At 42.8% G+C, this 16,544-nt stretch carries 14 protein-coding genes; 10 read left to right on the top strand and 4 right to left on the bottom strand.

Annotated features, from left to right (window positions below; all coding sequences use genetic code 11):
- Positions 1 to 123: 123 nt before the first annotated feature.
- From Xvie_RS13230 to Xvie_RS13205, 6 genes are all read left to right on the top strand, one after another.
- A complete protein-coding gene (locus Xvie_RS13230; protein WP_086109777.1) occupies positions 124 to 861 on the top strand; it encodes an amino acid ABC transporter permease in 738 nt (245 codons plus the stop codon).
- 1 nt (position 862) lies between these two features.
- Positions 863 to 1,606, top strand: coding sequence for an amino acid ABC transporter permease (locus Xvie_RS13225; RefSeq protein WP_086109776.1), 744 nt, complete (start codon positions 863 to 865; stop codon positions 1,604 to 1,606).
- Positions 1,607 to 1,852: 246 nt separating this feature from the next.
- Complete coding sequence (locus Xvie_RS13220) at positions 1,853 to 2,332, top strand: Hcp family type VI secretion system effector (protein WP_086109775.1); 480 nt, start codon at positions 1,853 to 1,855, stop codon at positions 2,330 to 2,332.
- A gap of 166 nt (positions 2,333 to 2,498) precedes the next feature.
- Entirely contained in the window at positions 2,499 to 3,416 is a 918-nt protein-coding gene (gene ssp4 / locus Xvie_RS13215; RefSeq protein ID WP_483053301.1) for an Ssp4 family T6SS effector, read from the top strand.
- Between the two features lie 42 nt (positions 3,417 to 3,458).
- Complete coding sequence (locus tag Xvie_RS13210) at positions 3,459 to 4,148, top strand: hypothetical protein (protein ID WP_086109774.1); 690 nt, start codon at positions 3,459 to 3,461, stop codon at positions 4,146 to 4,148.
- A gap of 97 nt (positions 4,149 to 4,245) precedes the next feature.
- Complete coding sequence (locus Xvie_RS13205; RefSeq protein WP_086109773.1) at positions 4,246 to 5,466, top strand: hypothetical protein; 1,221 nt, start codon at positions 4,246 to 4,248, stop codon at positions 5,464 to 5,466.
- A gap of 283 nt (positions 5,467 to 5,749) precedes the next feature.
- Here Xvie_RS13205 and ampC read toward each other — a convergent pair whose 3' ends face one another.
- The gene (gene ampC / locus Xvie_RS13200) at positions 5,750 to 6,913 is read right to left on the bottom strand and encodes a class C beta-lactamase (RefSeq protein ID WP_422645936.1); all 1,164 of its coding nucleotides are present in this window, start codon (positions 6,911 to 6,913) and stop codon (positions 5,750 to 5,752) included.
- A 390-nt stretch (positions 6,914 to 7,303) separates the two neighbouring features.
- Positions 7,304 to 8,785 carry an MFS transporter gene (locus Xvie_RS13195; protein ID WP_086109772.1) on the bottom strand — a complete coding sequence of 494 codons (1,482 nt, stop codon included), beginning with the start codon at positions 8,783 to 8,785 and terminating at the stop codon, positions 7,304 to 7,306.
- Between the two features lie 99 nt (positions 8,786 to 8,884).
- On the opposite strand from Xvie_RS13195, the gene Xvie_RS13190 reads away from it, so the two are divergent.
- Both Xvie_RS13190 and Xvie_RS13185 read left to right on the top strand, forming a co-directional pair.
- Positions 8,885 to 9,466, top strand: coding sequence for a TetR/AcrR family transcriptional regulator (locus Xvie_RS13190; protein ID WP_086109771.1), 582 nt, complete (start codon positions 8,885 to 8,887; stop codon positions 9,464 to 9,466).
- 254 nt (positions 9,467 to 9,720) lie between these two features.
- Positions 9,721 to 11,058: an NCS2 family permease gene (locus Xvie_RS13185; protein WP_086109770.1), complete on the top strand. Its 1,338-nt coding sequence runs from the start codon at positions 9,721 to 9,723 to the stop codon at positions 11,056 to 11,058.
- A gap of 73 nt (positions 11,059 to 11,131) precedes the next feature.
- Here Xvie_RS13185 and Xvie_RS13180 read toward each other — a convergent pair whose 3' ends face one another.
- Positions 11,132 to 12,604: a glycosyltransferase family 39 protein gene (locus tag Xvie_RS13180; protein ID WP_086109769.1), complete on the bottom strand. Its 1,473-nt coding sequence runs from the start codon at positions 12,602 to 12,604 to the stop codon at positions 11,132 to 11,134.
- Between the two features lie 147 nt (positions 12,605 to 12,751).
- Between Xvie_RS13180 and yihI the strand changes: the two genes are divergently transcribed.
- Entirely contained in the window at positions 12,752 to 13,279 is a 528-nt protein-coding gene (gene yihI, locus Xvie_RS13175; protein ID WP_086109768.1) for a Der GTPase-activating protein YihI, read from the top strand.
- Positions 13,280 to 13,512: 233 nt separating this feature from the next.
- The gene (gene hemN, locus Xvie_RS13165; RefSeq protein ID WP_086109767.1) at positions 13,513 to 14,886 is read left to right on the top strand and encodes an oxygen-independent coproporphyrinogen III oxidase; all 1,374 of its coding nucleotides are present in this window, start codon (positions 13,513 to 13,515) and stop codon (positions 14,884 to 14,886) included.
- A gap of 206 nt (positions 14,887 to 15,092) precedes the next feature.
- On the opposite strand, the gene glnG is transcribed toward hemN, so the two are convergent.
- Entirely contained in the window at positions 15,093 to 16,538 is a 1,446-nt protein-coding gene (gene glnG, locus Xvie_RS13160) for a nitrogen regulation protein NR(I) (protein ID WP_086109766.1), read from the bottom strand.
- Positions 16,539 to 16,544: the final 6 nt, after the last annotated feature.

Here is a 16,544-nt window from a genome sequence, read left to right as displayed (position 1 = left end):
ATTTTTTAAAAAGATAGCTTAAAAACACAGCTTAAGAACACAGATTGAGATTGATTGAAAAACAAAGACTGAAATTAGCCCCGTTATCTCGGGGCTTTGCTGCTTGTTTATGCGGTGAATGATATGTTTGAGCAATTTATTACCGAGCACTTACTGGCTCCCGAATATCTACAATGGCTTTGGCAGGGGTTTCTGATCACCTTGTGGCTTTCTGCGTGTGCCATAGCCTCTTCCACTTTACTGGGCTTCTTGATTGCTGCGGCACGAGACAGCCAAATCAAGCCACTGTGCTGGCTGGTCACAGTTTATACGACTGTATTTCGTAACACACCTCTGTTGGTGCAACTGTTTTTCTGGTACTTCGCATCCGGGCAAATTTTGCCACAAGAGGCGATGGTGTGGCTGAACACGCCCCATAACATCACGATTTCCGGTCTGACATTGGAATGGCCATCCTTTGAATTTTTGGCAGGATTCATCGGATTGACCCTTTATTCAGCCCCATTTGTTGCAGAAGAACTACGCGCTGGAATCCAAGGCGTCGGACGTGGGCAGAAATATGCGGCTCATGCATTAGGTTTAACAGGCTGGCAGGCCATGCGTCATGTTGTATTGCCACAAGCACTGAAAATAGCCATGCCGCCTCTGTTGGGGCAATACATGAACATCGTTAAGAATTCATCATTAACCATGGCGATTGGCGTGGCTGAGTTGTCCTATGCTTCCCGTCAGGTGGAAACCCAAACCTTACAAACCTTTGAGGCATTTGGTGTAGCGACTGTACTTTACATCGCCATTATTGCTGTGATGGAAGGTTGGGGGCAATGGCGCCAGCAGAAAACCTTGGCGAGAGGGCATTGATATGGATTTTACTGTTATTGCAGAAAACTGGCACTATTTGCTCTTGGGAACCTTTCCTGACGGGCCACTGGAAGGGGCGGCATTGACGCTGGCGATCAGCATCATGGCGGGGGCGATTTCCATTGTATTGGGCACGTTAGGTGGAATTGCACTGGCAATGTTGCGTGGTTTTTGGGTCAACCTATTGGCGGCAGTGTTGGGTTTCTTCCGCGCCATTCCGGTCATTATGCTGATTTTCTGGACATATTTCTTGCTTCCCGTGGTATTGGGGATGGAAATTCCTGAAATTACTACCGTTGTCTGCGCGCTGGCGTTAATTACTTCGGCCTATTTGGCACATGGTGTCAAAGCGGGGATTCTGGCAATAGGGGATGGTCAATGGCGGGCAGGGCTATCGCTGGGCTTCAACCGTTGGGAAGTGCTGTGGTATATCGTCTTACCACAGGCACTGCGCATGATGGTGCCTTCATTCATCAATCAATGGATTGCATTAATTAAAGATACCTCATTGGCCTATATTGTCGGTGTGGCGGAATTGTCATTTTTGGCAACCCAAGTGAATAACCGCAGCATGGTCTATCCGATGGAAGTCTTTTTATTCGTTGCGCTGGTTTATTTTGTGATGTGTTTATCACTGGAATTGATTGCCAATTATATTGCCCGTCATTTTTCGGTCAGACGTGAAAAAACAGCAATCTTCGGATTCTGGCGTAAAAAAACATTGGACGTGGTTCCTCAAAATTAATATCTGACACCTGGCAGATATTTTTGTTGTATTCATTCCCTACCGTGAGGTGGGGATTTTTTATATTAGGCTGGTAATTTTAAAGTTATTTAATTTACTCGTTTGATATTTTTCTTATTAAATCAAAATGTTTTTATCTATGTGATTAGTTTGTTTTTTAGGATCTAATCGGTATTTGTTGATTGATTTTTTATGCTATAACAACAAGAGGTAAAGCAAAAAATAATGATGAAGGATTAAGATAATATGGCTAATTCTATTTATGTGACAATAAAAGGGAAGCTTCAAGGGTTGATCTCTCAAGGGTGTTCCACGCTGGATTCTATTGGTAATAAATTTCAGTTTGGGCATGAAGATCAAGTTTTTGTATTACAATTTAATCATGGAATTTCTCGTTCACAAAACGTTGCTCATCAACCGGTTAAGTTTATCAAACCTCTGGATAAATCATCACCATTACTATTGATGGCAATTTCAAACAATGAAGAACTTGATCTCATGTTTGATTTTTACCGAACTTCGCAAGCTGGTGGGCAAGAGCGTTATTACTCTGTCAATTTAAGAAATGCCAAGTTAATAAATGTTAATGTTCAATATCCACATTCTGTGAACCATAATGATCGGCAGCCAGAAGAGGTTGTTGCAGTAAGATATAAAGATATTGTTTGTCAGCATCATGTGGCAGGCACATCAGGGTATTGTGCTTGGGAAGAGACGGTTTACTGATTATATAAATTATCTTAGAACAATACATAAAATAATAATCACAATTGGTAAATAATATGCGATTTGAAAGTCTAACATCACAACTAAGAAACGAGTTTGATGAAAGTAAGTTACCGAGCTTACAGCATGCCAGAATGCTTGGTTCCATACATCACGGGCTTCCAATATAGATTTTCAGGCTATTGCGGATGCATTAGATTGCCACCGTGATTTTTATGGTGCTGGAATTATTTATTCCGATGGCTTCTATAAACGCTATTTAGTTAGACCATCAAAAAGACGTGGGAATAATGTCTCTTCTGAGTTAACACATATTATTATTTTCAATCTTGAGGCAGGAGTTACTCCAAAAGTAGAACTGAAAAAAACGGTATCAGAGCCTAGTTTGATGCTGGAGATTGGCTCTACGGCGCTTTCTTGTGGTGGAGCACTGGTATCGGCATTCGGATTATTTGGCTCGGGAGTAGCAGCACCATTTACAGGAGGAATGAGTACACCCGTAGCTATTTTAGCTTATGGCGGTTTAACAGCATCTGGTCTGCAATGTGTAAATGGAGGATATAGAGTTTATCAACTTACAGGTGCAGGGGGGGAAGGAGTAGAACATGTTGCTTGGTTAGATTCGCAAGATTGGTATGTTACAACCACAACTATATTAGATGTAATATCCCTTACCTCTGGAGCTGCTGCACTAAAGGATGCATATAAAACTTATAAAATAATGAAAGCAACTTCTCCTCGTAGAGCATCAGAATGGCTAAAAAACATGCCAAGACATGAGAGAAAACGGTTAACTGAAGAAATTATGCGACATAATAATCCTGGAATATCTAATCAAGTAATTAAAAAAGCGATAGAGCAGGGAAGGTATATTAAGCGTTATCCTAATGAAGAGATACAAAAGGCATTGTGGAACCATTTGAAAGATTCGCTTGTCGCAGGTAGTGGGTTTGTGGGTAGTGGAATGACAGGAACAATTAAGAGTCCAGAAAATATATTTACTTCAGGTAAATATATTATTGGCACGATTCACTCTATTGTTTACGAAAACCCCGCTAGTTATTTATCTGAACATTTTAAATAACTGTATTGATTCTATGGGCTCATTGTTTGTGATAATTATTGTATGAATATAAAAAATTTTGTTTTAAATGCAGGATTCAAAAAATTATTGGATAAGTCTAGAGATCTGGAATCAAAAATAAAGATGGCTGATCCAACTATAGAGTACATCACTGTGGATGAACGGAGTTATAAAAAATTCTTCGATTATCCTGGTAGGTTTAAGATAACTCTTATTATATTTTTTATTACGATAGTCTTCATGGCTTTTTTTTCAGGTGCAGCGGTAGCTATACCTGATTTGTTAATAAATAATCCAAGCAACGAAATAAAAGCATTTTCTTTCGTATTGTCATTGTTAATTAGTGGTGTTATTTCAATTTTTCATATTGGATTTACTTTAAGGGGATATTATTATGGTCCTATGATTCATAATAGTGTAAATTCAATTATATTTATTTTTAGTTTATTTGTAGCTATTTTACAAGAGGTGTTTAATTCTGATGGCCTATATTTTTTTTCTATAGCGTTATGTTGCTTGTTGATTAAATTTATATTGAATAGCCAGTATTACTCTGATTTTATATGGACTAGGATGTGCCTCAGAATTAATCGTGTTCTTTTTAAAAGTGAACTGGAAAAAATAAAAGTTTTTAATAAAAAACAATTAAGAGAGTATTCCAGAGCGTTAAAATTAGAAAATCGTAAAAAAATAAGAGATAAAAAAAGAGCAAGGAATTCTGAGGAGAAATAGGATGAATGAAAAATCCGATCACGTATCAAACCCGTCGATGATTTAAGTAAAAAAAGGAAATGAAATATAAAAACAGTTATTTTTTGGAAAAACAAACATGAATATAAGATATATATTAACTAACAATCAATTTAGAAATATTTTTATTCAGTATGAAAATATAAATAGTAGGATCAAAAAGAATGATTCTTCACTGTTGGGTGAACCAGATATTGTCAGGCTAAAAGATCAAGTGGTCATTAACCGATCTTCAGAAGCAAGTCTACTGCTGATGTTATTTCCTATATTGATATCTATTTCCTATATCATGTTGGTTATTGTGTTCTATGGTTTTTACTTTTCCTCTGATATTGCTGGTTTCCAACGTTCCGCCGGTATATTCATTATTTCTATAATCTGTTTATTAACGTTGTATGCCTATAGAGGAAGCCTTTTTGCTTTAAAAACTCTGAATGTGCTGAATACAGTAAGTATCATATTTGCGATCGCTATTCTTTTGTTTGATTACTTTGTCTATTATATGCATCACGAATGGTATTTATTAACAATCGTGTTTTTTAATTTCCTATCTAACCGAATTATTATTAATAGTAAGGTTTTTTCCCAAACAATGACGGAAATTTTATGGTTTAGAACAACTAATCATATTTTGAGAAAGAAGATAGACGGAATAGCAGGAAGGTATGATGTTGAAAATCATGAAAAAAAAATAAAAATAAAATTTTTTAAAAAAATTTGGCAATATTGTGTGCTAAATAGAAATTTAAACAATGTGCTTAAAATAAGCTATAATCTTAACCAAAGAGTAGAAAATAATGATATTAGTTTGCTGACAGAAGATAGATTAAATAAATATCGTAATTTATTGAATTTCGGAGTGCAAAAAAAGGCATTGCTGATAACATTATTGTCTACTGTTTTACTGGTAACAGATTATGTAATGACTACATTTATATTATTATCTCATCTTGATAACAAGAATGATCTTCCTATTTTATTTTTTGTAGTAGCTTTGGCATTAATGTTTTCTTCTTTTTCTATTTTATTAACGCATCGGGGAGTGAATTTTGGTTTTAAGATATTAATTATTGCTCATTATCTCTTTATAGTGCTTTTTATCATATTGGTGGTGCTGAAATTTGTTGTTGGAATATTAGATTATAGCAATATCTCTTTGTGTTTTATTGCAGTGAGCTTTTTATTGACATTCTTTATGTTAAATACCCAATATTACTGTAATTACCTTAAGGAGCTGCATTGTTTTTTGGCATGGCATAAGATGATTAGAAAAAATAGTAAATCAAATCGTATTTTTTGAGAATGCAATACTTTTGATGCCAAATTATTCGGTATTCTTAATCGAATAATTTGGCAAGCCAATGATAATTAGCTGAGCTTCCTTTTTGCCAGTAGAGCGATCATTGTAGAGGTCAATCACAACTTCAAGGGTTTTTAGATCCATTGGAACGAAAACCTACGTTTAGAGAGTCACAGTCTGATATGGCAAGACTCATGAGATTCAAAAGTATCTTTTTCGATTTTTGATACCGTTTAGCGTAGGTTTCCGTACCGTTGGACTTCAAATCCCTACAGCATCACCCTCAACGCAATGCCTTAAGAATACGATACGCAGCTTCCACGCGGACAGGATTTGGATAGTTCTTGTTAGCCAACATTACAATGCCAATCTTCTCCTCCGGGATGAAAGCAATATAAGCCCCAAAGCCATTGGTACTGCCGGTCTTATGTACCCAGGATGCCGGTACAGCAGAACGTGGCGGTATCAGTGCCTCAACCTTATGTGGCTGCAAGGCGATGTTATTGCTGCTGTCGGCAATCACCCTCTGCGGATTGATAGGCCAGTTATGCATTTCCCATCCTAGCCCCTGAAACATGTTTCCCACTTGGTAATAACGAGACTGGGCCGCGAGGATGGCCTTCTTTAACTTATCGTTATCGGCAGGCAGGCTGTCTGGAGCCATATTGGCCTGCATATATTTCACCATATCTTGCGCGGTGGATTTCACCCCGTAGGCTTCTGCACTCAACATGCCCGGTGTGACGCGTACTGGCTGGCCATTCTTATATCCCCACGCGTAATCAGACTGCATCGATTCCGGGACGGTTATAAAGGTATGCGTCAGTTTTAAAGGCTGGAAAACATATTTCGTCATATAGGCTTCAAATGTCAACTGGCTTTTATTCACAGCCAGAGAACCGAATAAGCCAATGCTGGCATTGGAGTAATTACGCATCATCCCAGGTGCCCACAGTGGTTGCCATTGCTGATAGTACTGCCACAATGACTTCTGGTCTGTGACCGAATCTGGGAGCTGAAGAGGAAGCCCTCCCGCAGTGTATGTCGCCAGATGCAGCATTTTAACCCCCCGCCACTGATTGCCCGTTAGTTCAGGACTGTACGCTGTCACCGGATCATTAAGGTTTAGGATATCGGTTTGCATGGCATATCCCCCGGCAACCCCGGTAAAGGTCTTGCTGACTGAACCCAGTTCAAACAGGGTATTTTCTGTTATCGGGCGTCGAGTTTTTATATCCGCCACGCCATAGTTAAAAAATTGAGGCTTTCCGTCATAAACCACAGCGACAGCCATACCGGGAATATCCTGTTTTTCGAGCAGCGGTGTAAGCGTATTATTGACAATCTTTGCGACCTGTTGTTCCGTCAGTGTTTTTTGTGCTGCAGCATAAAACGGAGAGGTTGCGACTGTGACAAAAACCAAGGTATTAATTACAAATTTTTTCATTATTGGGAAAGCTTCCATCAGTTGATATATCAGACTGTGACTCTCTAAACGTAGGTTTTCACTCCAATGGATCTCAAACCCCTTAAAAAGCCTCGATGATAGGCTGATTGCGGAAAGTGAAAAACCATCGTAATTGTCTTTCGAAGAGAGGACAGAAAAGAGATTTTAATTGAAGGTTCATAGTCAGGAAAACAAAATTCATTTTCCTGACATCTGAAAATTGGAGCAAGCCATTCTCACCCCAGACTAGAATGTATTACTGTTAGCTCAGTAGACTTTCGGTGTTTATTTTTCTTTGCGTCACCGGGATGCTGTTGCTCGCGCGCTAAAAAACTCCGCCCGCGATGTGTAACAACGCTCCCTCTGGATAATTTGGCAGGCCAATGATAATTAGCTGAGTTTCCTTTTTGCCAGTAGAGCGATCATTGCAGAGGTCAACAACAACGATATGCCCGCTGTGATCAATACCGACAGAAATGAGTGATTGAAAGCCTGTTTTGCTGCATGAAGCAAGGATTGTGCGGCATCGCCTTTTAACCCTTCTGCGGCGATAAGTGCTTCGTCAATGCTGTTTCGTGCCAGTTCTGAACTACCCATATCGGCCGGAAGGGTGAACGATGCAGAATAGACCGCCACCATCAGGCTACCGAGAACGGCTATCCCGATTAAGCTTCCCAATTCATATGCGACTTCCTCGATGGAAGCAGCGGTGCCAGCGTTGTTTTCTGGTGCATTCAGCATGATGGAGGTGGAAGCCGCAGTCATTGCTGCACCGAAACCAAATCCAATTATGCTAAATGCGGCTATTTGCACGAAAAGCCCAGATTGCAGACCTGCGAGATAGGCAAAGGTTCCCAGTCCAGCAAAGGCTAGAGAAAGCCACATGATTCTTTCAGAACCAAATTTGGGTATAGCAATCCCAGCCAGAGGGCCGGCAATAAAAGAGGCGATCGGAATGGGCAGAATAAACAATCCTGCCTGTAAGGCAGATAGACCCATGGCGAGCTGGAAACGTTGGCTAACGGCAAGTTCCATACCGACCAGTGTTGCCGTAGAAACGAAGGCAGCAATAATTCCCGCTGTGAAGGCGCGATTGCGGAAAAGGTTGAAGTCGATCATGGGGGTTGGAGAATTTAGCTGGCGACGAATAAAGACGGCCGTGAAAATAATTCCGGCGATGCCTACAGTCACAGCGGTTACTAACGACGGTACTTGCTTGCTTAATTCCTTGATTGCATAGGTAATGCTAATCAGGCCAATCATGATTTGTACCGAAGCTATCAGGTCAAAGGTATGGTCTGGATTGTTCCGGCTTTTAGCAATAAAAACCAGTGCAAAGCCGAGTGCGATGATTACAATCGGTACGTTGATAAGGAAAACCGATCCCCACCAGTAATATTCAAGCAGGAAGCCGCCGATAACCGGGCCAAGTGCCGCTCCGCCTGATGCCACGGCAGACCAGATGCCAATGGCAAGTGCCCTTTCGTCGGGATTTTCAAACGTTTGCCGGACTATCGCGAGCGTCGCAGGCATCATCATTGCGGCACCAAGTGCAAGAACCACTCGAGCAGCAATCAGAGTGCCAGAATCGGGGGAAAATGCGGCCATAAGCGATGCCGCACCGAAAATTGCTAATCCGTTAATAAACAGTTTTTTTGCGCCAAAACGGTCACTCAATGCCCCCATCGCGGGAAGTAAACCTGCAATGGTTAAAGTATAGGCATTCATAATCCACAGCTTTTCAGAGGCAGAAGCACGCAAATCATGAGTCAACCGGGGTAAAGCGGTATAGAGAACAGTCATATCAATGACGACTAAGAAAAGTGCACTGGAAATGATAGCTAGTACAAGCCAGCGAATATTTGATTTCATAGGCAAATTCACCAATGCGGTTCGGCGACCTTGTCGAACCTTGACTAAATTGTTGGCGATTATTATAAATACATACGTATTTAATTAAAAGGGGACCATATGGGACGAGGACGACGCAAGACAATTGACCGAGAAGTTCTTCTGGATGCAGCGGAGCAAATTGTCACAACACATGGAGCTGCGGCTCTCACCATTGATGCACTGGCGAAAGCGGTTGGTATTACCAAAGGCGGGGTACAGTACAGTTTTGGTACGAAAGATGCCCTTATTGATGCGATGTTTGATCGTTGGGGAGTAAGCTATGACGAACAATTTCAAAAAATTGCCGGAGGTGATCCGCACCCGCTGACAACGGTGCGTGCACATATTGAGGCGACCCGGTGCTCTGATGAAGCATCGATTGCAAAGGCGGCTGGTTTACTGGCAGCTTTATTACAAACACCGGAACATCTTGAATCAACCCGAAGCTGGTATCGGCAGCGTATCGCGGGTCTGGACACGACGACAGAAGAAGGCCGACAGGCACGTTTGGCGTTTTTAGCTACAGAAGGGGCATTCGTTCTGCGTTTCTTCGGTTTAATGGATATGACAGAAGATGAATGGGGAGATATCTTTAATGACATTCTTGCTACCATGTCATCACGAGCTTCTTCTGCAAACCCAATATCGAATCAATCGTGAGGCTTGCCACAATTACGCACAGATAATTAGCCATTATTAGGCGCTATATTGTTTTCTTTTTGAATGAATTTAATGGAAAGCATAATGAATAAAATAGCGCCATTTAATGAATATCCTCAAGAATCATAACCTTAATTAACTCTTTGATTGCACGTACCGCAAACGTTTTCTTTTTTTGCCGTTCCAGGGTAACGATTTATAGGGGTTTCCTGTAGGATAAGTCGAAAACTTCGTTTTTTGGGAAACAAAATTACATGAGCAAAATAACTTCTGGCCCGACTAATCGTCAGGGCTTGCTTCAGCGCGTGTTTAAATTAGAGGAACATGGTACGACGGTTCGTACTGAAATGATTGCCGGGCTGACGACCTTTCTGACAATGGTGTATATCGTCTTTGTTAACCCGCAAATTCTGGCAGTTGCTGGCATGGATATTAAAGCGGTATTTGTCACGACCTGTTTAATTGCCGCCGCTGGCAGCATTCTGATGGGATTGATGGCGAATTTGCCTGTTGCCGTTGCACCTGCGATGGGACTGAATGCGTTTTTTGCCTTTGTTGTCGTTGGGGCGATGGGTATTTCATGGCAGGTTGCAATGGGCGCGATTTTCTGGGGTGCGGTGGGATTGTTGATCCTGACTCTCTTTCGTGTCCGTTACTGGATGATTGCTAATATCCCATTGAGCCTGCGTGTGGGCATTACCAGCGGTATTGGTCTTTTCATCGCCATGATGGGGCTGAAAAATGCAGGCATTATCGTGCCTAATCCCGATACGATTGTCTCAATCGGCAACTTTGCTTCGCATAACGTCTTGTTGGGAACATTGGGCTTTTTCATCATTGCTATTTTAGCAGCACGCAATTTCCATGCAGCGGTATTGGTTTCTATCGTAGTGACAACGGTCATCGGTTTCATGATGGGGTATGTGGAATATCACGGCATTTTTGATCTACCGCCTAGTGTGATGAGTGTGGTGGGTAACGTTGATGTGAAAGGCGCACTGGATGTCACTTTGGCCGGCGTTATATTCTCATTTATGCTGGTGAATTTGTTTGATTCTTCCGGCACATTGATTGGCGTGACGGATAAAGCGGGTATTGCGGACAGTAACGGTAAATTTCCCCGCATGAAACAAGCCTTATACGTGGATAGCATTAGTTCAGTGGCTGGCTCGTATATTGGGACTTCTTCGGTTACTGCCTATATTGAAAGTTCTTCAGGCGTTTCTGTTGGTGGACGTACTGGCTTAACGGCGATTGTTGTCGGTATTTTGTTCTTGCTGGTGATGTTTATCTCTCCGCTGGCAAGCATGGTACCTGCTTATGCTACAGCGGGTGCTTTGGTTTATGTCGGTGTCTTGATGACTTCCAGCCTGACACGGGTGAAATGGAATGATCTGACTGAATCCGTCCCCGCATTTATCACCGCAGTAATGATGCCATTTAGTTTTTCCATTACTGAAGGCATTGCGCTAGGTTTTATCGCCTACTGTGCCATGAAATTGGGTACTGGCAAGTGGCGTGAAGTTGGCCCGTGCGTTCTTGTCGTGACGCTACTGTTTGTATTGAAAATGGTATTTGTGGATGCCCATTGAGTACGATTGAAATGGTGATAAAAAGAAAGCCTGACCGTATAGTTATGTCAGGCTTTTTTGTTGGAAGATGAATCTATTGTTGAGCCTTCTTGGGGGCCACAAAGCCAATGCAAACAGCTTCCAATTCAGCACTTGGTTGGGTTTTTAAGAAGAATTTTTCTTTGTGATCGAGCACCAATGATGGCCACTGCGAAAAAGTAGACTGGAAATTTTCCTCGGCACAGTTTTTCCCTCGATCTCCCACGAGCAAGGCACCATACTCCACGATATTACCCTCTTTGATATGACGGTTATAGATATTGGGTGGCATACCGTTACCTAATTCCCAGGGTTGTATCGTTTCTGGACGATAATGGCTATAAAATGTCAGCCATTGATGCAGATATTCTCCGCCAACATAACGCAATGGTGTTGGATACAGCTCGTTCCAGCGTTGATCAAGCTGGCTGGCAAAGGTTTTTATACCCACAAATTTTTGCCCTGCATCACGGATGTTTACCAACATTACACTGATGTAACCAATCAAGACCAAAACACCAAATAGGGTCAACCCCAGTAATGTGCCTCGCAGGGATTTGTTGGGAAATACCGTTATCGAACCCACTAACAATGCCGGCGAAACAGCCATGAAAGGTTGTATCCATTCGGTCATTCGCCCACCCTGATTGAAGGAGAACCAGCCGTAAATAATCAGCAGAGGCAGCAGGATCACGATATTGACCAGCGCGTTGGATTGCTGCTTGGGCCAGCCAATCCGACCTCCCAGCAGATAAATAATGCCACTGATGATAATTAACGGGTAGAACACAGAAAGTACAGCACGTGTGGTGTGCAGGTTGAACCCTTTCTGAATTTGGGAATCTACCCACTTAAACGCAACAAAGTCGTTATGCACCAGCCACCAAACGTTCGGTAATACCAGCGCGAACCAGATTATAATGGCGAGATAAAACAGCGGCTCCCGATAATTGCGGCGTACTTTGGGCACGAACAGAGAAAGCAGAAAGACAGAGCCGATTATGGCAAGCGAAGAATATTTTCCCATCGTTGCCAGCCCTGTGGTAAGAGCGAACGCCAGCCACCATTTGGGGTGCTCATCAATGGCACGCAGGAAAAACAGCAGTGACCACGGCCAGAGCATGACCAAAAGATAATTATCGTTATAAGGAATGATATCGAAATTGATGATACCGGATAGGTTCAGTGTCAGCATGGCAAGCCAGGCCAGTACAACTTTACCCGTTAATCGGAAAGCCAGTTGCCAAACTCCGAGCATACCGATGGCAATGGCAACAAAGTGGGCGAAATACCAATAAAAACTGAGGGAGATATTGCTGATAGAGATAGCGGGCAGCATTATAGCGCCTACCAGCCATGGGTTTTTGGGCGATCCCCACTCTCCATTGATGCCCCAGTTCAAGGCTTCTACAGCATCATAAGGAACAGTGGGATCGAGAAAATAGCTTGCTATTATCCACAAGGCTGCATAACCAGTGACCCAAAGATACAATGGCATGCGATAAGAAGAAGTATCAAAAAAGCGCATGGTAGTTAATGATCATATTATTTGAGTTGAATTTACCTAGAATAGTAGCCGAACTTTGAACGAGAAGTGAATGATGTTGTATGTTAAAGGTAGTTTCTGTTAGATTCCGCCGAAAATATCCTGATAAAAGCGAGTGAGTCACAAGCTATGAATCTGTTAAAGAAAAAATCACCAGCGAAGCTTTCTGCTGGTAAGCAAAAAAGAAAAAGTCGCGCAGAGCTGGATGCAGAAGGGCGCGAGCGTAAACGCCAGAAAAAACGCCGTGGTAACGGTAATCCAACAGGTAGTCGCAGTAACGGTGATAGCAGCAATAAAAATCGTTCAGCAGCCAAGCAGGAAAAAGATCCACGTATCGGCAGTAAGGTTCCGGTTCCTCTGATCGCAGGTGAAAAAGCGGCGATGGTGAAACCAGCGGTTAAACAAGTTGTAGAGGAACAAAAAGTTCGCTTGTCACCGCAGGAAGAGCTGGAAATGCTGGAAAATGATGAGCGATTGGATGACTTGTTGGCACGCCTTGAACAGGGTGAAAAACTGTCTCAGGAAGACAACGATTATGTCGATAATACGCTCGACCGCATTGATACCCTGATGGAAGAGTTGGGCATCAATCTGGAAGAGGAAGACAGCGAAGAAGAACCGCAGGAAGACATTATGCAACTGTTGAAGGGTAAGTAATTCCTTCATCAAAGAATTGTGATCGTAAAAGGTGGGTTCATTCCGATAACCGCGATATTAATAACCACAGTATTAATAACCACAATATTAGTATGTTATTTATTGTGGTTATTGGGTAAACTATGGCGGCTATCACGACGCAAACGTCGGTTGCGCAGTATCATCATGGCACGACATTTTAATTCCGTGAAAATGTTGCGTTTTGATGGGCGGAAACAGCGGAAGGAATAAGCATGTCAGAGCAAGCCATTGTTTGGGATCTGCCTTTGATCCAAAAATACAACTATTCAGGGCCTCGTTATACTTCGTACCCCACAGCACTGGAGTTTAACCAGCAGTATGATGCGACTGCTTTTTCACAGGCCGCCGACCGTTATCCTGATCGCCCACTTTCCCTTTATATCCATATTCCGTTCTGCCATAAACTTTGTTATTTCTGCGGTTGCAATAAACTGGTCACTCGTCAAAAACACAAAGCGGATGAATATCTGAATGTGTTGGAAAAAGAAATTACTGCCCGTGCTGAATTATTCTCCCGGCGGAAAGTCAGCCAGATGCACTGGGGTGGAGGTACGCCAACCTATCTGGACAAAACGCAGATCAGTCGATTGATGTTGATGCTGCGAGACCATTTCCATTTTCTGCCTGATGCTGAGCTTTCCATTGAAATTGACCCGCGTGAAATTGAACTCGATGTTATTGATCACCTGCGTCATGAAGGCTTTAACCGCCTGAGTATGGGTGTGCAGGATTTTAATAAAGACGTACAGCGTTTGGTGAATCGTGAGCAGGATGAAGAATTTATTTTCAAACTGGTTAATCGCGCTCGTGAAACTGGTTTTACATCCACCAGCATTGATTTGATTTATGGGTTGCCGAAACAGACACCTGAGAGTTTTGCTTTTACATTACAGCGTGTATTGGCGTTGTCACCGGATCGCCTGAGCGTATTCAACTATGCTCATCTGCCGAATTTATTTGCGGCGCAGCGCAAGATCAAGGAACAGGATTTACCAAGTGCGACGCAAAAGCTGGATATTTTGCAGGAAACGATTTCGACCCTGACAGGTAATGGCTACCAGTTTATTGGAATGGATCACTTTGCCCGCCCTGATGATGAATTGGCGATTGCCCAACGAAAAGGCATCTTGCACCGTAATTTTCAGGGATATACTACGCAGGGGGAATGCGATTTACTGGGTATGGGCGTTTCCGCCATCAGTATGTTAGGGGATAGTTATGCCCAGAACCAGAAAGACCTGAAAACTTATTATGCTGCGGTAGAAGCACAAGAACATGCTTTATGGCGTGGTTTGGCATTGACGCAAGATGATTGCATTCGCCGTGATGTGATCAAAGATCTTATCTGTAACTTTCGGCTGAACTTGACGGATATTGAGCAGCGTTATGGGCTGAACTTCGCTGATTACTTTGCTGAAGACCTGCAACTGTTAACCCCCTTAGTAGAAGACGGGCTGGTGGAATTGACAGAATCGCAGATTCTGGTATCTCCAAAAGGGCGTCTTCTGATCCGTAATGTTTGCATGTGCTTTGATAATTATCTGCGTAATCAGATGCGGCAACGGCAGTTTTCGCGGGTGATATAAGAACATAATTTTCCACTTAAATAGCGTTTAAGTAATGCCTTAATAAACTTAAGAAATAGTGTCGAGATGTTTCAATAAATTATGCTCAGCGATTTGTATAGGTTAACATTTATCAAATAAACGATGAAGCGATATTAACCCAGTTTGTTGATCTCTCTGAGTATTTTCTCAGTAATAGGTAGTCTTATGATTCACTGAATAACCTGTTACATCCCCAATTCCTTTAATTTCCGCGTTATTGTATTCCTTCCCCAGCCCAACAAGCGGGCGGCCTCTTGTTTATGCCCATTAGTATGCTCAAGCGCGCAATTAAGCAGGGTGCGTTCCAGCAATGGCAGGGCATCGGAAAGGAGATCGGTTTTTCCTTCTTTTAAAGCAGCTTCGGCCCAGATTGCCAATTGTTGTGACCAATGTTCTGTCAGCGCAGAATGAGGAACAGGAGAATTATCTTTCAGCTCCGCTAGTTGCTTCTCAAGCAAATCAGCAGGCAGATCTTGTACCAACACTTCTTTGCTCGCTGCCATTACGGTCAGCCAGCGGCAGACATTTTCCAACTGGCGAACGTTACCTGACCATGGTAAGCGCATCAAGGCAAGTTCAGTATCAGGATGTAGCACTTTGGCTTCAACACCCAGCTCTTTGGCGGTTTGTTGCAGAAAATGATGTGCCAGACGCGGGATATCTTCCACTCTGTCCCGCAGAGGTGGCAACTGAATACGAATCACATTCAGGCGATGGTAGAGATCTTCCCTGAATTTACCTTCTGCAACACGTTGCTCTAGATTCTGGTGAGTGGCGGCGATGATGCGGACATTAACTTTTACGGGGGCATAGCCTCCGACCCGATAGAATTGCCCTTCAGCCAGAACCCGCAGCAAGCGAGTTTGGATATCCAGCGGCATATCACCGATTTCATCCAAAAACAGCGAGCCGCCATTGGCTTGTTCAAAACGACCGTGGCGTACTTGATTCGCTCCTGTAAAAGCTCCTTTTTCATGGCCAAACAGTTCGGATTCAATTAAATCTTTCGGGATCGCAGCCATATTCAGGGCAATAAATGGTGCTGAAGCGCGTGGACTATGGCGGTGAAGAGCATGGGCAACCAACTCTTTTCCCGTGCCGGATTCCCCATTGATTAATACACTGATCGAAGATCGGGAAAGACGACCGATAATCCGGTATACCTCCTGCATGGCGGGTGCCTCTCCGATCATATCTGAAACGGATACCGGCAATTGCGGATTGGAGGTTGATTGATGTTGTTCCCGATAGTGATTCAATGCCCGCTCAACCAACGCAACAGTTTCATCAATATCAAAAGGCTTTGGCAGATAATCAAATGCGCCGTGTTGATAGGCACTGACTGCGGCATCCAGATCAGAATGAGCAGTCATAATGATGACCGGAAGCTGTGGGTGACTCTGTTTTATCTGGCTGAGCAGGCTTAGCCCATCCAGTCCGGGCATGCGGATATCTGAGAGCAGAACTTCAGGAGTGTTCTGTGCTGTATTAGCCTGTGATAGTGCAGCCAGAACAGCATCGGCATTTTCAAAACTGATGCACTCCATTCCTGCACCACTCAGGGCCCGTTCAAGTACCCAGCGGATAGAACTGTCATCATCAACGATCCAGACTTTTCCTCGTTGTTGCATTGTCAC

This window comes from Xenorhabdus vietnamensis, assembly GCF_002127535.1.
GTDB lineage: Bacteria > Pseudomonadota > Gammaproteobacteria > Enterobacterales > Enterobacteriaceae > Xenorhabdus > Xenorhabdus vietnamensis.
The sequence above is the reverse complement of the archived record's forward strand: the minus strand, read 5'-3'. Positions and strand labels throughout refer to the sequence as shown.